Genomic DNA, 16,638 nt, shown 5'->3' on the forward strand with positions numbered 1-16,638 from the left:
ACCACCGATACGTATGGGACACTCCGTCGCCCCCGGTGACGCCCTGACCCGGTTCGTCACCGCCCCGCTGCGCGTATCGACCTACAAGCGACTCGCCTACCTCCTGCTCGCGTTCCCCCTTGGACTCGCGTACTTCGTCGGGTTCGCCACCGCCGCGTCGACGGGCGGGGCGCTCGCGTTCACGCTCGTCGGCGTGCCGCTGTTGCTCCTGACGCTGCTCGGAACGACCGCCGTCTCGTGGTTCGAGGCCGGCCAGTCCCGCCTCCTGCTCGACCGCGAGGTCGCCGGACCGGCGACGTTCGAACGGCTGACCGACGAGCCGGCGCTGCCCGACGACTGGGGAGCCGCACTGAAGCGGTTCCTCTCGGAGCCGACGACCTGGACCAGCGTCGGGGTCGTGCTCTGGAAGTTCGTCTTCGGCGTCCTCTCGTTCGCGGTGGTCGTCACCGCCGGGTCGCTCGTGACCGCGCTGCTGGCCGCCCCGTTCGTCTACGACGAGCCGGGCGTGACCTACCGGCTCGGTATCGGTGCCGTCGACACGCTGCCGGAGGCCGTCGGGCTCGCCGTCCTCGGTCTCGTCGCGCTGCTCGCCGCACTGAACCTCTGTAACCTCCTCGCGACGCTGGGGAGTCGCCCGACGGAGCTGCTGTTGTCCGCCGGACGCGATCCCGATCCGGAGTGAGCGACGAAGGACCAAGAGCGGTAGTTCCCGACGGTCGCTCATAACCGACGACCGACCCGGCGGACCGGCCCACCGATCCCCGGCGACTACGGCGGCTGCTACCCGGCCAGCGGCCTGCTCGCGCTCCGCGGTCGCTCGCATACGATGGCCGTCCCGCTTCGCCCCCGCCCGCGAGGACCGCCGGCCGTGGGGGTACACCGAACTGGAGGAGCGACTCGGCGTCTCACCGAACACGCTCGCGACGCGGCTCGGCGAACTGGCGGCCGCGGGACTCGTCGACCGCACCGCCGACGACGAGATCCCGTGGGGAGTACGAGGCCACCGGAAGGCCGCGGATCTCCAGCCGGTGTTCGCGCAACTCCGTCAGTGGGCCACGCGGTACGATATGGACGGCGCGGAGCCGCCGGAACAGGCCCGAGCGCCGTGGCTACCTGGTGTCGTAGTTACCGAGGGAGTCGGGACGGGACAGTATTTGTCGGTGGCGCGCTTGTCTCCGCCCGTGACCGACGACGCGATCGTGGCCGAGGGCGTCGAGCTCACCTACGCCGACGGGACCCGGGCCGTGCGTGGCATCGACCTCACGGTACCCGAGGGGGAGTTCTTCGGCTTTCTCGGCCCCAACGGCGCGGGCAAGACGACGACGATCAAGATGCTGGTGTCGCTCCTGCGCCCGACGGCCGGGACCGTCCGGGTCAACGGCTTCGACGTGGAGACCGAGGGCCGAGCGGTCCGCGAGACGGTCGGCTATATGGCCCAGGAGACGAGCGTCGACCCGGAACTGACGGCCCGCGAGAACCTCCGGTTCGCCTGTGACGCCTACGGCGTCCCGCGGGGGGACCGCGCCGACCGCATCGACGAACTGCTGGACCTCGTCGACCTCGCGGACGTGGCCGACAAGCGCGCCGACGACTTCTCCGGCGGGATGAAAAAGCGCCTCGACGCCGCGACGGCGCTCGTCCACCGGCCGCCGCTGGTCTTCCTCGACGAACCGACGACCGGGCTGGACCCGAAGGCCCGCAACCGCCTCTGGGACTACTTCGAGCGCATCAACGACCGCGGGACGACCATCTTCCTCACGACCCAGTACCTGGAGGAGGCCGATGCCCTCTGTGACAGGCTCTCGGTCATCCTCGACGGCGAGATCGTCTCGGAGGGATCGCCCGCGGAACTCAAGCGGACGGTCGGCGGCGAGATCCTCGACGTCGACGTCGAGGGCGACGAGGACGACAGACGGCAGGCCGCCCGTGTCGCCCGCGAGAGGGACCTCTTCGAGGACGAGGCCGCGGTCGAAGTGACCGACGGCGGTATCACGGTCACCTCCGAGCGCGCTCGCTCCCGGGGGACGGACCTGCTGGTCGCGCTCCGTGACGCCGGCGTCGTCGTCACAGGGTTCAACGTCCGTGCGCCGACGCTCGACGACGTGTTCCTCGCCATCACCGGCGACCACGTCGAGGGCGCAGAGCCGGGGCCGACCACCGAGACCGTCGCCGTCGACGGGGGTGACGACCCGTGAGCACGCCGGGCGACGACTCGACGCCGCCGGCAGATGCCGCGGCGGAGACGGATCGGGTGCCCCGGTCCGGGAACTCCTTCCTCGGGGACTTCTGGGTGAACTTCGTCCGGTGGAACATCAAGGCGGTCCGCAACCCCTTCGTGCTGGTCGTCTCCCTCGTCCAGCCGATCATCTTCCTCGTCCTGTTCACGCAGGTGTTCGGTCAGGTGGCGACCGGCGCGGTCAATCAGGGCGCTGCGAACATCTCCTACGAGACGTATCTGGTGCCCGCGATCTGTATGCAGGTGGCGCTGGCGGCCGCCACCACCTCCGGCGTCGGCCTCGTCAACGACATCGAGAACGGGATGTTCGAGAAGGTGCTCGTGAGTCCGATGAACCGGGCCGCCGTCTTCCTCGGGAAGACCGCCGCCGAACTGGTCCGCATCGGCGCACAGATCGCCATCATCATCGGCCTCGGGACGCTGCTGGGCGCGGAGGTGGCGACCGGACTGACGGGCGCAGCGGGGATCGTCGCCGTCGGGATCCTCTTCTCGCTGTGGTTCACCGCGCTGTCGAACGCCCTCGCCGTCGTCACGAAGGACCAGGAGTCGACCATCATCGGCGCGAACCTGCTCCAGTTCCCGCTGCTGTTCGTCTCGACGGCCTTCCTCCCGCTGTCGGTCCTGCCGGAGTGGATCCAGGTCGTCGCCCGGTTCAACCCCGTGACCTACGGCGTCGACGCCGCGCGGGCCATCATGCTGGGCCGAGACGTGATGACCGTCATCGAAGTGACCGACTACGGGCTCGACTTCGGCGGCCTCCTCGGCGTCGGGGACCTGCTCAACACCGTCGTCCCGGCCGTGGCGATCCTGCTGGCCCTCGGGACCGTCTTCGGGGGCGTCGCCGTCTACCTGCTCCAGCGCGCGTCCAGCGCGGACGTGCAGTAACACCGCCGACGGACCCCTTACCGTTGCTCCGACGACCGCTCGTATGACGACAGGCCGAGGAGCCGTCGGGCGCTGGTCGCCGACCTGGCCGTGCCGGCGAAACTATGCGCTCGCACCGAGCGAGGCCGTCGGGCGGCCTTCGAGTGCCGATAGCACGGGGCGAGGCCCGTGCGAGAACCCGTAGGTCAGTTACTACTTTATCAGCTCTGCCGACGTAGTCCCCGTATGGCAGCTATCACTTCACTATCCCCCATCGCTACCACGGGCGGCGAACTCGCGCGTCGGACGGCGCTCGGCGTCCTCGTCGCGGCCGTCGCGGCGCTGCTGGTCGCCGGTATCGCCGGGGCGCTCGCGCTCCCGCTCGGCGTGACCGGGGCGACGAGTCCGTTCGCCGCCGTGCCGATCGTCGCGTCGACCGTCGTCGCCGGCACGGGTGCCGCCGTCGCCTACGCGGCCCTGGTACGGTTCACCGACCGCCCGGTGCGGAACTTCACGGTGCTGGCCGGCGTCGTCTTCGTCGGGATGCTGGTGCCCGTCGTCGCCGTCGCACCGACCCTGGGCGTCACGGCGACGGGGCAGGCGGTCCTCGTGGCCCTCCACGTGGCCGTCGCGGTCCCGCTGGTCGCGTTCGTCGTCGGGGCCGTCGGGCGCTGATCGGGCTCCGGGCTCGCGGCCAGTTCGCACAGAGCGGTAGCCTCTTGTCGCCCGGCCGCAAGGCCGGAGGTATGGACGTCACCATCGGCGAATCGACGGTCTCGGGGACCGCACAGGCCCCGCCGTCGAAGAGCTACACGCACCGTGCTATCCTCGCGGCGGGCCACTCGGAGGGCGCGACCGTCCGGAACCCGCTCGTGAGCGCCGACACGCGAGCGACGATGCGGGCCGTCGAGGCCTACGGCGGCATCGTCGACCGCAGCGACGAGAGCGCGCTCGCCGTCACGGGCTTCGACGGCCGGCCCGAGACGCCGGACGACGTGATCGACTGCGCCAACAGCGGGACGACGACGCGACTGGTGACCGCGACCGCCGCGCTGGGCGAGGGACTGACGGTCCTGACCGGCGACGACTCCCTTCGCTCGCGGCCCCAGGGGCCGCTGCTGGACGCCATCGAGCAACTGGGCGGCCGCGCCGAGAGCACGCGGGCCAACGGTCAGGCCCCGCTGGTCGTCGGCGGCGACGTCGGTGGGGGGCACGTCGCCATCCCCGGCGACGTCTCCTCGCAGTACGTCACCGCGTTGCTGATGGCCGGCGCGGTCACCGACGCGGGGATCGACGTCGAACTGACGACCGGGCTGAAGTCCTCGCCGTACGTCGACATCACGCTCGAAGTGCTCGACGCCTTCGGGGTCGACGCCGAACAGACGGACGACGGTTACAGCGTCGCGGGCGGCCAGACCTACGACGCCGGCGACGCGTACGACGTGCCCGGCGACTTCTCCTCGATGAGCTACCTGCTCGCCGCGGGCGCGCTGGCCACCGAGGACGAACTGACCGTGACCTCGGCGTTCCCCAGCGCACAGGGCGACGCCGCCATCGTCGAGACCCTGGAGCGGATGGGGGCCGGCCTCGACTGGGACCGCGAGGCGGGCGAGATCACGGTCCGGCGCTCCGACCTCTCGGGCGTCGAGGTCGGCGTCGAGGACACGCCGGACCTCCTGCCGACCATCGCGACGCTGGGCGCGGCCGCCGACGGCGTCACCCGTATCACCGACGCCGAGCACGTCCGCTACAAGGAGACCGACCGGGTGAGCGCGATGGCCGAGGAACTCACGAAGCTCGGTGCCGAGGTCGAGGAGCGAGAGGACGAACTCGTCGTCTACGGCGAGGAGAGCGAGCTGCGGGGCGCGACGGTCGACGGCCGCGCCGACCACCGGATCGTGATGTCGCTGGCCGTCGCCGGGCTCGTCGCCGACGGCGAGACCACCGTCACGGGGGCCGAGCACGTCGACGTGTCGTTCCCGGACTTCTTCGACGTACTCGAGGGACTGGGCGTTCGGCTGCGCTGAGGGGCGTCTCGCTGTCGGCCGCCCCGGCTGCCCGCCCCCGAACATCTACAAGGTTCAAATGCCCCCATCCCCGACACGCAGGTAATGAACGGCAACGAGTTCGGTCGTCTCTTCCGGATGACGACCTACGGCGAGTCCCACGGGGAGGCGATGGGGTGTACGGTCTCGGGCGTGCCCGCCGGCGTCGAGCTCTCCGAGGCGGAGATCCAGCAGGACCTCGACCGGCGCAAGCCCGGCCAGTCGATGATAACCACCTCGCGCGGCGAACCCGACAAGGTGGCGCTCAAGTCCGGTGTCCAGGACGGCTACACCACGGGGACGCCCATCGGGATGGTCATCCAGAACAAGGACGCCCGCTCCGGGAAGTACGAACCCTTCATCACGGCCCCCCGACCCAGCCACGGCGACTACACCTACTCGGCGAAGTTCGGGACCCGGAACTGGGGCGGCGGCGGTCGCTCGTCGGCCCGGGAGACGGTGAACTGGGTCGCCGCCGGCGGCGTCGCCAAGCAGGTGCTGGCCCAGTCGGACTACGACGTCCGGATCAAGGCCCACGTCTGCCAGATCGGGGACGTCGAGGCCGGCCCGGTCACCTTCGAAGATATGCTCGAACACAGCGAGGAGAACGAGGTCCGCTGTGCCGACCCCGAGGCCGCCGAGGAGATGCGCGAACTGGCCGACCGGTACCAGACCGAGGGCGACTCCATCGGCGGGGCCATCTACTTCGAGTGTCGCGGCGTCCCGCCGGGACTGGGCGCACCGCGGTTCGACAGCTTCCCCTCGCGACTCGGGCAGGCGATGTACTCCATCCCCGCGGTCAACGACTTCGAGTACGGTATCGGCCGCGATGCCCGGACGACCGCGGGCAGCGAGTACAACGAAGACTGGGAGTTCGACGACGACGGGAACCCGGTGCCGGAGGGCAACGACCACGGCGGCATCCAGGGCGGGATCACGACTGGCCAGCCGATCTACGGCGAGGTGACCTGGCACCCGCCGGTCTCGATCCCGAAGACCCAGACCACCGTCGACTGGGAGACCGGCGAGGAGAAGGAGATCACCGTCACCGGCCGCCACGACCCCGTGTTGCCGCCGCGGGCGGTCCCCGTCGTCGAGGCGATGCTGTACTGCACGGTGCTGGACTTCATGCTGCTCGGCGGCCGCATCAACCCCGACCGCCTCGACGACCGGCCCGGCGAGTACGACACCGACTACCACCCGTCGAGTCCGCAGAACGACCCCGAGGACGCGCCGACCCAGGCCAAGAGCGTCGACGAGGACTAGAATGGACGCCGAACAGGAGTCCCAGGCGAACCCCTACGGGATGGACGAGGAGTGCCGGAACTGTCCCGAGCTGTGTGAGACCCGCGAGAACGTCGTCCACGGCTACGGCGACGTCGGAGCCGACTTCGTCGTCATCGGGGACTCGCCGAGCCGAGGAGCCGACGCGTCCGGCGTCCCGTTCACCGGCGAGGACGAGCGAGGACTGCTCGACGTCCTCGCCGCCGTCGACCTCTGTGAAGACCCCGACGCCGCCGAGCCCGAGCTGGCACAGACGTTCCTGACCTACATCACGCGCTGTCGCCACCCCGAGCGCCCGGCAACCGACGAGGAGGTCCGGACCTGCGAGCCGTACCTCAACAGCGAGGTCCGGATGATCAACCCAGAGCTGCTGTTGCCGGTCGGCCAGCGGCCCCTCGAAGAGCTGGCCTTCGAGTACACCACGCTGAGCCGCGACGAGCTGGACATCGGGGAGCGCCACGCGACGACGATCCGGGGCCGTGGCTTCGAGATCCTCCCGATGATCCCGCCCGCCGAACAGACCGACGCGGAGCGGACGGCCTTCCTCGAACACTTCAGCGACGTGCTGGGCCAGGACTACCGACAGACGAAGGGCCGGCGCGGCCGATAGCGCCGGCAGCCAGCCGACCGGTCACGACTCGCCGAGAGCGTCCGGCTCCGGCGGGTCCTCGTACCGCGCGGCCGCCTGCAGCCGGTTCCGGGCGTCGTGCTGGAACTCCGCCGCGCGGGTCTCGTCACCACGTTCGCGAGCCCACGACGCGCCGCTGAGCCACTGCGCGGCCTGCCAGAGACAGGTCGCCTTCTTCCGGGCCGTGTCGCAGTGCATCCCGACCGCCCGGCTCTCGGCCCGGCGAACGGCCGTCGTAAAGTGGTCGACGGCCTCCTCGAAGTCGCCGGCGGCGTCGTCGAAGTCGCCGCGTGCGAGCGGCTGGTCCCCGTCCTCGTACGCGGCGAGTGCCACACTCAGTCGGCGGCGTCCCTCGCGGTACTTCGCGCGGCCGACGGTGTACTCCCGCCGCGCGCCGGCGTCCCCCGTGAGCGTCGCTCTGACGCCACAATCGGGGCAGACGACGACGGGCTGCTCGTCGCCGACGACCCGGTACTCGACCCCGCACCCCCCGCACTCGTAGGTCGTCGTCCGCTCCCCCCTCCCCTCAGTGCGGTCACGAGTTTGCATCTGAGTGGTTAGTAGTTTGACTCTTTCTGGTATAAATCTAGGCCTCGCCGTCGCGACGCGAGAACGGAAACGACTAACCGCAGACCCTCGGAGAGGGCGATATGACAACCGTCGCAGTGCTCGCGGACCCGCCGGTCGAGGGGGCCGTGGCGTCCGGCCTCCGCGGGGACGTACTGGACGAGGCAGAGGCGACCGCGCTCTACACGGCGATGCTGTGCGACGTGTGTCGCGCCGTCGAGGCCAGCGGCGCGGACCTGCTCGTGAACTACCGGCCCCCCGAGCAGGTCCCCGACGGCGTCGACCCCGAGACCGCCCTCCGGGAGCCGCTGTCGGAGGCGCTGCACGACCCCGACGACGCCCGCTACGAGGTGCAGGTCGGCTCCACGCACGCCGCCCGCGTCGGCAACACCGTCACCCACCTGCTGGAACGCGAGGGGGTCCAGACCGCCGCCGCGGTCACGCCCGCGTCGGGCCTGCTCGCCCGCCAGCAGATCGACAGCGCCGCGATGAAGCTCCGCTCCAGCGAGGTCGTGCTCGGCCCCGCCGGCGACGGGCGGGTGTACTACGCCGGCTTCGCCGAGCCGATCCACTTCGAAGACGCCTACGCGCCGCCGACCGTCGAGACGCTCACCGAGCGGGCGACCGACGCCGACCTGGCCGTCGACTTCCTCCCGTCGGTCCCGGTCGTCGAGACCACGGCCGACCTCCGGACGGTCGTCCCGCTGCTCCGCGCCCGCCACCGCGCGGACCGCGTCGTTCCGCCGCGGACCACCACGCTCGTCGAGGAACTCGGGCTGCGCGTCCGGGGGACCGACGACGGACTCGAACTCCTCCGGGAGTAATCGACAGTCCTTAGAGGAGCCGTCCGCTATCGCAGTCCGAGGTGGGGTGGCAGAGCGGCCTATTGCGCCTGCCTTGAGAGCAGGTATCCGAGAGGATTCCTGGGTTCAAATCCCAGCCCCACCGCTCCTCTGCGAACGACAGTGAGCAGGAACGGTGTGACTGAATCTGAACCCCTGGAAGTCGCAGCCCGCGCAGGGAGCGGGAGCGACCGAGCGGAGCCGTCTTCCTCTGGTCCAAATCCCAGCCCCACCGTACCTCGCTCCGAGCACGGCGGCACCGACGGAGCGCCGCCGATCGACCAGCGGTTACCGGGCGGTTTTAAGCCGCTGGGTGGGGCAGATTCACCCGATGCTGCGAGTGAAACGGTCCTCGAACGAGACACTGCGACGCGTCGCGACGGTCGCGATAGCCCTCCTCCTGATAGCGACGGCGGTCCCGGTAGCCGCAGCCCAGCCGAGTATCTACCTCGCGAACGCGAGGGTCAGCGACACGACGGTCGCCGTCGGTCAGACCGTCACCGTCACCGGCGTCGCGGAGAACCTCGGCAACGACTCCGGGGGGTACACGATGACGTTCAAACGAAACGGGTCCAGGTTCGCCTCGAAGCGGGTCGTCGTCGAGGCGGGTGAGCGGACCGTCGTGACCCGAAACGTGAGCTTCGACACCGTTGGAACGTACAGGATCAACGTGAACGACCGGACGGCCGGCGTCGTGCGAGTGGACCGCGTGACGGCGACCGAGCTGAACGACACCGGCGACAGACAGGAGGTCGAAGTCCGGGCCGGGGACGCCCCGGTCGGGGAGCCGTACCGGCTCGCGTTCCCGACCGCGAACCAGACGATCGCCGTCGAGAACTGGACCCTGGTGGCACAACGGGACCAGTTCGTTCAGCGGGTGGTCACGTACGACAGTGCGGCGGCCGCCGACGTCGACGTGCCGTCTGATTCCGCGACGGTTCTCGGGGTGGTGACCACCGGGTCGACCGAGGGGGTCGACGCGGTGACGATGCAGATCGCGATCGACCGCGGCCGGTTGCGAGACGGGGGACTGACCGCCGAGACGGTCGGCATCTATCACCGGAACGGCTCGACCTGGGAACAGTTGAACACGAGCGTCGTGACCGAGCGGGCCGAGTCCGTCGTCATCGAGGCGCGGGCGGACACGTTCTCGACGTTCGCCGTGGGTCGCTTCGAGCCGCGGTTCGAGATCACGAACGCGACGTTCAACTCGGAGAACTCGGCGGCCGGCCAGCGGATCCTCCTCGACGGGACGATCGCGAACGACGGGGCCATCGCCGGGCAGTACGAGGCGGACATGATCGTCAACGGCGAGACGGTCAACACGACGACAGTGACGGTCCCGGCCAACGAGTCGAGGTCGGTCAGTCTCTGGTACGACGTGACCGAATCCGACAGATACCGTGTCCGACTCAACGACCGAGACGTCGGGACGCTCATCATCAGCGAGAGTCAGGTCCGGAACGGGAGCGACGATGGGGCCGCGACGGCGACGGAGCGGACGACGGCCCCGTCGACGGCGACCACGGCCGGGCCGCCGGACGACACCGGCGACCTCCCGGGGGGGATCCCCTCGACGGTCCTCGGGATCGACACGCTGTATCTCGCCGGCGGCGTCGGGGCGGCACTGGTCGTCTTCCTCCTCGTCGTGGTGCTGTTGCGGCGGGGCGGCGGCGGTCCCGGTGGCAGCTCGGGCGACGGCGGCGGGACCGGCGGGTTCGAGCGCCTCTGACCGGCGCGGAGAGCAATTCTTTTCCCGGTGCTGGTCTCACGGTCGGGTATGGACTGGCCGCACGACCCAGACGGTGAGGAAGGGAGCGAGGGCCGGCGGAAGTACGGACACGCCGTCCTCGCGAAGAAGGTCGACGAGGACGAGGACTTCCCGCTGACCGCCGAGGAGTACGTCGAGCAGTACGGCGACCACCCGATCCGGATCGACTACGAGACGGTCGTCAGCGTCGAGGAGATCTTCGAGCACGTCGACGAGGCGGAGTTCGCCGACTTCCCCGAGTTCCACAAGGCCCTCGGGCGGGCGCTGCGCGAGGCCGACCTCTGGCCGTACCGCCTCGAACACGCGTAGCTCCGCACGCGGCGTGTGGTGTGGGGACGCGACACATACTTGTAGGGGGCTGTTGTACGTGCGCGTATGGCCACGCGAGGCTCGAACGACACGACGGGGGGACTACCGGACGCGGTCGTCAGCGACCTGCTGGACGCGGACGAGCGTCGGATCGCACTGTCGATCCTCGCCGACCGGGGTGCGATGGTCGTCGACGACCTCGCCGCGGCCGTGGTGGCCGCCCGCGACGACTGCGCCGAGTCCGAGGTCTCGACGGCGGACCGCGAGGCGATGCGCGAGGAACTGTACACCGAACACGTCCCGAAGCTGACCGCGACCGGCGTCGTCACGTACGACTCGATGACCGGGACCGTCGAGCTACAGCGCCAGGGCATCGTCGGACGCGGACGGGCCTGATCGGATTCCGACAGACCGATAGCCCCGGCAGCACAACGTCGGGCAACAGTGACGAACACGCAGGTCACCCACGTTCAGATCGACAACTACGGGCCGTGGACGGTGACGCCGGAGCCGCGGCGAGAGGTCGACCTCCAGACGCTGCAGTCGCGACTGTACGCCGACCTCGCACAGCTGTTCGGCAACCGCGACGGCTACGTCTTCTTCTCGCGGTTCGACAACATGATCGCCGTCACGAACGGGCTCGACGAGCGCGATCACGCGCTGATCCAGAAGTCCGTCGGCAACCGCTACCCGGTGACGATGAGCCTCTCGGTCGCGACCGGTACCACGCCCGCGTCGGCGCTGGGCACCGCCACCGACCAGCTTCAGGCGGCCGGCAGCGCCCAGGACGAGGGCCGACGCGAGGTGCTCCGCGGGCAGACCATCGACGAGGAGTTCCGGACCGACACCGACGTCCAGTTGGCGCACTTCGACGTCGACGACGCGACCGGGAAGTACACCGACGAACTCAACGAGTTCGACACGTTCATCCAGATCGAGCAGGGGTACGCCGCGCTGATGAAGTACATGCGCGAGGCCCACGACTCCCTCTCCTTCTTCGTCGGCGGCGACAACGTCATCGCGGTCTGCCCGTCGCTGGACGCCGACGCCTACCACGACGCCGTCGAGCACGTCCGGGAGTCCGTCGACGTCGAACTGAAGGTCGGCGTCGGTCGAGGGCGGACGGCGGCCGACGCGGGGATGGACGCCAAACACGCACTGGAGTCGTGCCGGGCGACGGGGGACACCGTCACCGTCCACGAGTGAGCGGCAGTTCTTCGACTACGCTATCGTACCTCATAAGCGTGGTGTAGGTATCTTTTAGACTGGTCGTGTGGTACGTTCACGTATGAACGAGCCGGTATCGGTGCGGGAGGTGATGAACCGGGAGTACGTCGGGGTCAGCGAGTCCGACGACCTGCTGGAGACGACGGAACTGCTCGTCCGCGAGGACGAGTCGACGGCGCTGGTCCTCCGGGGCAACGACCCGGTCGGCGTGGTCTCTCAGCGGGACATCCTGGGGTATCTGGTCTCGGACGGGGATCCCGCCTCGGCGACAGTCGAGGACGCGATGACGGAGTCGGTCCCGACGGTCGCGCCGGCGATCAGACTCCCGGAGGCTCGCGACCGGATGGCCGCCTGGTCGACGGACTGGGTCCTCGTCGCCGAGGAGGGCGAACCGCTGGGGACGCTGACGGAGGGCGACATCCTCTCGTCGGCGCGACTGGAGAGCGAGGCGACCGTCGACGTCGCCGACGACGACGAGCGACGGGTGGCCGCGACACAGTCGGCCGCGGCCGACGGGACGGCGACGGCCGTCGACGACACCTTCGAGGACCAGGGCATCTGCTCGGCCTGCGGGACGCTCACCCGCGACCTCGCCTCGTTCAACGGACAGCTGCTCTGTGTGGACTGTCGGGACGTCTGACCCGGGCAACTGTTTTGCCGGCGGACCGCCAACCGCGAGCGTGGAGATCACCACCGCTTCCTCCGACGACGCCGACAGGGTCGTCGACCTCTGGGTCGCTCTCGCGCGCGACCAGCGCGCCCACGGATCGCAGTTACTGGCGGAGGCCAACCGCGACGCGATCCGGGAGGCGGTCTTCCAGCGCATCGTCGCCGACGACCTGCTGCTCGCCGACGAGAGCGGTGAGACGATCGGGTTCGTCATGGCCACCATCGAGCAGGGCCGGTACGAGCAGGCCCTGACCCGAGGGCTCGTCGAGAACATCTACGTCGTCCCCGAGCACCGCCGCGAGGGGGTCGGAGGCGCGCTCCTCCGGGCGGCCGAGCGACACCTCGCCGAGTCCGGAGCCGACACCGTCGCGCTCGAAGCGATGGCCGACAACGAGGCGGCCCGGTCGTTCTACGCCGACCACGGGTACGAACTCCACCGCGTGGAGCTGACGAAGCCGACCGAAAGCGATACGCTCTAAACGGTCCCCCCGCAACGACCGGACGCGAGCGCCAGGGGAGCTTGGGTGGTCCAAGCACTCGACTTGTAATCGAGAGTTCGTGGGTTCAAATCCCACCCCTGGCTCTTCTCGCCGCCCGTCACCGCGTTCGGACCGGTAGGCCCCGGCAAACTAACCGTCTATTCGCCGTTGCACCCGCGAGGTGAACACAGATGTCAGACGGGACAGATCCGGAGGCGGACGGCGAACGAGAGGGAGACCCGCCCGACGGCGACGCCACCGACGAGGAGAGCGGCGAGCCGGTAGCGGCCTCGGTGGTCGGTGACGAGGCGGTCACGGAGGCGGACGAGGAGACCGACGCTCCCGACACGCCGACCGAGCGCCAGCGGGAGTTCGCGAAGATGCAGCGCCGCCTCGACGAGCGCGAGATGGGGCTCGACAGCCGCAGCGAAGAACTCGACCAGCGCGAGCGGAACCTGGACCAGCGCGAGCAACGGCTCGACGAGCGCGAGCGCGAGCTCGAAGACCGGCGGGACGCCCTCGACGAGCGGGAAGTGACGCTCCGACAGCGGGCCGAGACGCTCGACGAGCGCGCGACCGAGATCGAGGAACAGGAGGAACAGCTGGCCGAGCGAGCGGCGAAACTGGGCGACCACGAGGAGACGCTGCACACCTACATCGACGGGCAAGTCGAGGGCCTCACCGAGCGGGTCACGGAGACGATGCACGACGCGCTCGACGAACACGAGCACCGCACGGGCGGGCAGTTCGGACCGGCGGGGACGATACTCGTCGGCCTCGTCGGCCTCGCGCTCTCGGTCGTCGGCGTCGGCTACGTCGTCCTCGCGGCCGCGGGGTCGCCGGCCGTCGTGTTCGGCGGGACCGTCACGAACCTCGTCGCCGGGACGATCGTCCTGCTGATCGGGCTCGCGCTGAACCTCGGACCGGTCGCCGGGCGGGTCTGAACCGTCGGCCCCGTGGTCGCCCCGGGACGGCTCTCGCGCGGGCTACGGGAGCACCTGCTCGGGGTCGTCGATCGTGAACGTGAGGACGCGCCGCTCGTCGAGCGGTCGGACGTGGACGCGGATCTCCCCCTCCGCCCGGGCGGCCTCGACGAACTCCTCGTGCTCGCCGGGGCTGAAGTACAGCGGCACCAGGACCGCCGTCTCCGTCTCGGGGTCTTCGAGCGCGACCACGGCGTAGATCGTCCCGCCGGTATCGGCTCGGAACACCTCCGCGCGTCCGAACCCGCCGGCACGGTCGAACGCCGCGGCGACCGGGTCGAACTCGTTGTCCGGCGCGAGCAGTTCGATCCCGGTCCGCTCGACGTCGCCGGTCCGCACCGCGACGTCGCCGGGGTGGATCTCCCGTGCCGTCCAGTCGCGGTCCCGGTACTCGTCGGCCGTCGCGGCCATGTCCTCGACCACCTGGTCCCAGTACGGCATTACGTCGGCCGCGGGGTTGTCGGGCTCGCCGGTCGGGTCTGGGTCGGTGGGCATACCTTGGCCACGGCCAGCCACCCGCAAAAGCTTTCGTGCTCTCCGGACGCGGCGGCCGGTTCGACACGACCTCCGAGTTGGCGTCGTCGCACGCGACCGGGGACGTGGTCCCTCCGGTCGCCGGTCCGGGGCGGCGGGGAGCGAACGCGCGGGTCGGTGACCGGTCGACCCGGCCTGCGCGGATGTCGGAAGGTACAGGGACGGGAGGGTCCTAACGCCGACGATGACACGGTGTGGACACCGTTCGAGGCAGGTGCGAGCCCTCCTCGGCGCACTGGTCGCCAGCGCGGGACTGCTGGCCGTCGGGACCGCGAGCGCACACGGCGGGAGCCTCGCCGCCGGCGGCCGGGAGCCGCTGGTCATCCCGACGTGGCTGTTCCTCGCGACCGGCGGGGCCGCCGTCGGGGCCTCTTTCCTGCTGGCCTCGTTCGTCACCGACCGCTCGTTCGTCCGTCGCGTCCACCGCTGGGGCCGCCCGCTCGTCGACAGCGGCACGCGGGTCCCGCGGCTGCTCGGTCAGGCCGTCGGACTCGTCGGGTTCGCGACCGTCCTGGTCGTCGGCTTCTACGGCCCGCCGACGCCCCGTGCCAACCTCGCGATCCTCCTCGTCTGGGTCGGCTGGTGGGCCGGGCTGGCGATGTCGATGTATCTGCTTGGCAACAGCTGGACCGTCCTCAACCCCCTGACGACGATCGCCGGCGTGCTCCCGTCGCTGGACCGCCCCTATCCCGACGGGCTGGGCGCGTGGCCCGGCGTCGTCGGCCTGCTCGCACTGGTCTGGCTCGAAGTCGTCAGCCCGCTTGCCGACGACGCCCCGCTGCTCGCGACCGCCGTGCTGGGCTACTCCGTCGTGACGCTCGCGGGCGCGGTCGTCTTCGGCCGCGAGGCGTGGTTCGCCGAGGCCGACCCCGTCGAGCGGGTGTTCCGCTACTACGGCCGGGTCGCGCCGATCGGCCGCGACGAGTCGGGCCTGCGCCTCCGCCTGCCCGGGATGGACCTCTCGACGCCGCGGCTCGTCGACGGGCCCGACGAGGTCGCCTTCGTCGTCGCGCTCCTGTGGGTGACCACCTACGACGGGCTGGTGACGACGCCGGCCTGGCGGGACCTGACGACGCCGCTGGTCGAAGCGGGGCTGCCCGCCCACGTCCTCTACCCCGTCGCGCTGCTGCTGGGCTTCGGGCTCTTCCTCGGCGTCTACCGGCTCGCGGTCCGGACGAGCAAAGCGACGGCCGAGACCTACCTCTCGGAGGCGACGCTGGCCGAGCGGTTCGCGCCGCCGCTGCTCGCGATCGCCGCCGGCTACCACTTCGCCCACTACGTCGGCTACTTCCTCGCGCTCGCGCCGACGCTCGTCGCCGCGACCGCCTCGCCGCTGATCGCTCCCGCCACGATCCCGTTCTACCGGCTCCCGGCCTGGTTCGGCGGCGTCGCCATCGCGGCGGTCGTCGTCGGCCACCTGGTCGCCATCTGGGCCGCCCACACCGCCGCCTACGACCTGTTCCCCGGCCGGCTGCAGGCCATCCGCTCGCAGTACCCCTTCATCGCCGTGATGGTGTTCTACACGATGACCAGCCTGTGGGTCGTCTCCCGCCCGGAGGTGCCGCTCCCGCACCTATGAGCCAGTCGACCACCGGCCACGAGTACGACGCCCCCGGCGACGACGAGCCGGCGTTCGAGTGTGCGTACTGCGGCCGCCCGTTCGCCCGCGAGGACCTGCTGGCGCTGCACCGCGGTCAGACCCATCCGGCCGAACTGGACGACAACGAGGTCGCGGCGTTCCGCGAGGCCCACGCCGCCGAGGAGGAAGCGATCGGGAGCTTCCGCCTGCGGGCGCTCGGGGCCTTGGTGCTGATCTACTTCTTCCTGCTGATGGTGTACGCGCTCGTCTGACCCGTCGATAGATTCCGGACCCGCTCGCTCTCGGTCGCAGGCACGAGTGGAAACGGCGTCCTCGACGACCTCCCGGAAGCCCTCACCCGCTCGCGGTGGCTATCCGTAGTCAGCAACAGCGACACCACTGGCATCCACTCGGAAGCCCTCACCCGCTCGCGGCGGGTGTGCGGGATATCCTCGCTCCACTGCGTTCCGCTCGGATAGTGCCCGCGCACCCGCCGCGACCCGGTTCGCCCTTCCAGTCCGCCAGGCCGCGGGTGCGAGCGCGACGGAGCGCGCTCGCGGGTGTGTCCCCACGCCTCCCCGGTCGCTCGCGTCCGCGAGCGACACGCGTCCTGGCCGCTGC

Annotated in this window: 19 protein-coding genes, 2 tRNA genes and 1 pseudogene; 20 read left to right on the forward strand and 2 right to left on the reverse strand. The window is 70.4% G+C overall.

The annotated features are described in order from the left end of the window. Window positions 1–13: 13 nt before the first annotated feature. The 8 genes and pseudogenes from P0592_RS17100 (at window position 14) to P0592_RS17130 (ending at window position 7,039) form a co-directional block, all read left to right on the forward strand. Window positions 14–682: a sensor domain-containing protein gene (locus P0592_RS17100; protein ID WP_276272120.1), complete on the forward strand. Its 669-nt coding sequence runs from the start codon at window positions 14–16 to the stop codon at window positions 680–682. 202 nt (window positions 683–884) lie between these two features. Further along, window positions 885–1,055: pseudogene (locus P0592_RS20255) on the forward strand (winged helix-turn-helix transcriptional regulator); the annotation flags it as partial. Window positions 1,056–1,181: 126 nt separating this feature from the next. Next, complete coding sequence (locus P0592_RS17105; protein WP_276272121.1) at window positions 1,182–2,195, forward strand: ABC transporter ATP-binding protein; 1,014 nt, start codon at window positions 1,182–1,184, stop codon at window positions 2,193–2,195. Continuing rightward, window positions 2,192–3,121, forward strand: coding sequence for an ABC transporter permease (locus tag P0592_RS17110; protein WP_276272122.1), 930 nt, complete (start codon window positions 2,192–2,194; stop codon window positions 3,119–3,121). The genes P0592_RS17105 and P0592_RS17110 overlap by 4 nt, the downstream gene beginning before the upstream one ends. Before the next feature lie 225 nt (window positions 3,122–3,346). Continuing rightward, window positions 3,347–3,775, forward strand: a complete 429-nt coding sequence (locus tag P0592_RS17115; RefSeq protein WP_276272123.1) for a DUF6069 family protein — start codon at window positions 3,347–3,349, stop codon at window positions 3,773–3,775. Between the two features lie 71 nt (window positions 3,776–3,846). Then, window positions 3,847–5,127 (forward strand): 3-phosphoshikimate 1-carboxyvinyltransferase, encoded by a 1,281-nt coding sequence (gene aroA / locus P0592_RS17120; RefSeq protein WP_276272124.1) that lies wholly within the window; start codon window positions 3,847–3,849, stop codon window positions 5,125–5,127. 84 nt (window positions 5,128–5,211) lie between these two features. Continuing rightward, window positions 5,212–6,411 (forward strand): chorismate synthase, encoded by a 1,200-nt coding sequence (aroC, locus tag P0592_RS17125; RefSeq protein WP_276272125.1) that lies wholly within the window; start codon window positions 5,212–5,214, stop codon window positions 6,409–6,411. A 1-nt stretch (window position 6,412) separates the two neighbouring features. Continuing rightward, window positions 6,413–7,039: a uracil-DNA glycosylase gene (locus P0592_RS17130; protein WP_276272126.1), complete on the forward strand. Its 627-nt coding sequence runs from the start codon at window positions 6,413–6,415 to the stop codon at window positions 7,037–7,039. Between the two features lie 21 nt (window positions 7,040–7,060). On the opposite strand, the gene P0592_RS17135 is transcribed toward P0592_RS17130, so the two are convergent. Further along, window positions 7,061–7,606 carry a hypothetical protein gene (locus tag P0592_RS17135; RefSeq protein WP_276272127.1) on the reverse strand — a complete coding sequence of 182 codons (546 nt, stop codon included), beginning with the start codon at window positions 7,604–7,606 and terminating at the stop codon, window positions 7,061–7,063. Between the two features lie 101 nt (window positions 7,607–7,707). Here P0592_RS17135 and P0592_RS17140 point away from each other — a divergent pair, with 101 nt between their 5' ends. From P0592_RS17140 to P0592_RS17185, 10 genes are all read left to right on the forward strand, one after another. Then, window positions 7,708–8,448 carry a hypothetical protein gene (locus tag P0592_RS17140; RefSeq protein ID WP_276272128.1) on the forward strand — a complete coding sequence of 247 codons (741 nt, stop codon included), beginning with the start codon at window positions 7,708–7,710 and terminating at the stop codon, window positions 8,446–8,448. Between the two features lie 40 nt (window positions 8,449–8,488). Continuing rightward, window positions 8,489–8,572 (forward strand) — tRNA-Ser (locus P0592_RS17145). 225 nt (window positions 8,573–8,797) lie between these two features. Further along, the gene (locus tag P0592_RS17150) at window positions 8,798–10,198 is read left to right on the forward strand and encodes a PGF-pre-PGF domain-containing protein (protein ID WP_276272129.1); all 1,401 of its coding nucleotides are present in this window, start codon (window positions 8,798–8,800) and stop codon (window positions 10,196–10,198) included. 48 nt (window positions 10,199–10,246) lie between these two features. Further along, window positions 10,247–10,546 (forward strand): DUF5785 family protein, encoded by a 300-nt coding sequence (locus tag P0592_RS17155; protein ID WP_276272130.1) that lies wholly within the window; start codon window positions 10,247–10,249, stop codon window positions 10,544–10,546. A gap of 66 nt (window positions 10,547–10,612) precedes the next feature. Next, entirely contained in the window at window positions 10,613–10,942 is a 330-nt protein-coding gene (locus P0592_RS17160) for a DUF7344 domain-containing protein (protein WP_276272131.1), read from the forward strand. 48 nt (window positions 10,943–10,990) lie between these two features. Continuing rightward, the gene (locus P0592_RS17165; protein WP_276272132.1) at window positions 10,991–11,752 is read left to right on the forward strand and encodes a GTP cyclohydrolase III; all 762 of its coding nucleotides are present in this window, start codon (window positions 10,991–10,993) and stop codon (window positions 11,750–11,752) included. Window positions 11,753–11,834: 82 nt separating this feature from the next. Then, on the forward strand, window positions 11,835–12,413 hold the full coding sequence (locus P0592_RS17170) for a CBS domain-containing protein (RefSeq protein WP_276272133.1): 579 nt from the start codon (window positions 11,835–11,837) through the stop codon (window positions 12,411–12,413). A gap of 40 nt (window positions 12,414–12,453) precedes the next feature. Next, window positions 12,454–12,921, forward strand: coding sequence for a GNAT family N-acetyltransferase (locus P0592_RS17175; protein ID WP_276272134.1), 468 nt, complete (start codon window positions 12,454–12,456; stop codon window positions 12,919–12,921). A gap of 30 nt (window positions 12,922–12,951) precedes the next feature. After that, a tRNA-Thr gene (locus P0592_RS17180) sits at window positions 12,952–13,025 on the forward strand. Between the two features lie 87 nt (window positions 13,026–13,112). Further along, window positions 13,113–13,865, forward strand: coding sequence for a hypothetical protein (locus P0592_RS17185; protein WP_276272135.1), 753 nt, complete (start codon window positions 13,113–13,115; stop codon window positions 13,863–13,865). A gap of 42 nt (window positions 13,866–13,907) precedes the next feature. Here the strand turns inward: P0592_RS17185 and P0592_RS17190 are convergent, their stop codons facing one another. Further along, window positions 13,908–14,399: a DUF7529 family protein gene (locus P0592_RS17190; protein WP_276272136.1), complete on the reverse strand. Its 492-nt coding sequence runs from the start codon at window positions 14,397–14,399 to the stop codon at window positions 13,908–13,910. 274 nt (window positions 14,400–14,673) lie between these two features. On the opposite strand from P0592_RS17190, the gene P0592_RS17195 reads away from it, so the two are divergent. Both P0592_RS17195 and P0592_RS17200 read left to right on the forward strand, forming a co-directional pair. Further along, window positions 14,674–16,017 (forward strand): hypothetical protein, encoded by a 1,344-nt coding sequence (locus P0592_RS17195; RefSeq protein ID WP_419181140.1) that lies wholly within the window; start codon window positions 14,674–14,676, stop codon window positions 16,015–16,017. Further along, window positions 16,014–16,289 (forward strand): DUF7410 domain-containing protein, encoded by a 276-nt coding sequence (locus P0592_RS17200; RefSeq protein WP_276272138.1) that lies wholly within the window; start codon window positions 16,014–16,016, stop codon window positions 16,287–16,289. The genes P0592_RS17195 and P0592_RS17200 overlap by 4 nt, the downstream gene beginning before the upstream one ends. Window positions 16,290–16,638: the final 349 nt, after the last annotated feature.

This window comes from Haloarcula litorea (genome assembly GCF_029338195.1).
Classification (GTDB): Archaea; Halobacteriota; Halobacteria; order Halobacteriales; family Haloarculaceae; genus Haloarcula; species Haloarcula litorea.

What these genes read in the sequence shown, in the direction of transcription:
- P0592_RS17140 (WP_276272128.1), top strand. Translation starts at nt 7,708, where the DNA reads ATGACAACCGTCGCAGTGCTCGCGGACCCGCCGGTCGAGGGGGCCGTG.
- P0592_RS17115 (WP_276272123.1), top strand. Translation starts at nt 3,347, where the DNA reads ATGGCAGCTATCACTTCACTATCCCCCATCGCTACCACGGGCGGCGAA.
- P0592_RS17155 (WP_276272130.1), top strand. Translation starts at nt 10,247, where the DNA reads ATGGACTGGCCGCACGACCCAGACGGTGAGGAAGGGAGCGAGGGCCGG.
- P0592_RS17200 (WP_276272138.1), top strand. Translation starts at nt 16,014, where the DNA reads ATGAGCCAGTCGACCACCGGCCACGAGTACGACGCCCCCGGCGACGAC.
- P0592_RS17100 (WP_276272120.1), top strand. Translation starts at nt 14, where the DNA reads ATGGGACACTCCGTCGCCCCCGGTGACGCCCTGACCCGGTTCGTCACC.
- P0592_RS17135 (WP_276272127.1), bottom strand. Translation starts at nt 7,606, where the DNA reads ATGCAAACTCGTGACCGCACTGAGGGGAGGGGGGAGCGGACGACGACC.
- P0592_RS17150 (WP_276272129.1), top strand. Translation starts at nt 8,798, where the DNA reads ATGCTGCGAGTGAAACGGTCCTCGAACGAGACACTGCGACGCGTCGCG.
- aroA (WP_276272124.1), top strand. Translation starts at nt 3,847, where the DNA reads ATGGACGTCACCATCGGCGAATCGACGGTCTCGGGGACCGCACAGGCC.
- P0592_RS17185 (WP_276272135.1), top strand. Translation starts at nt 13,113, where the DNA reads ATGTCAGACGGGACAGATCCGGAGGCGGACGGCGAACGAGAGGGAGAC.
- P0592_RS17130 (WP_276272126.1), top strand. Translation starts at nt 6,413, where the DNA reads ATGGACGCCGAACAGGAGTCCCAGGCGAACCCCTACGGGATGGACGAG.
- P0592_RS17160 (WP_276272131.1), top strand. Translation starts at nt 10,613, where the DNA reads ATGGCCACGCGAGGCTCGAACGACACGACGGGGGGACTACCGGACGCG.
- P0592_RS17190 (WP_276272136.1), bottom strand. Translation starts at nt 14,399, where the DNA reads ATGCCCACCGACCCAGACCCGACCGGCGAGCCCGACAACCCCGCGGCC.
- aroC (WP_276272125.1), top strand. Translation starts at nt 5,212, where the DNA reads ATGAACGGCAACGAGTTCGGTCGTCTCTTCCGGATGACGACCTACGGC.
- P0592_RS17170 (WP_276272133.1), top strand. Translation starts at nt 11,835, where the DNA reads ATGAACGAGCCGGTATCGGTGCGGGAGGTGATGAACCGGGAGTACGTC.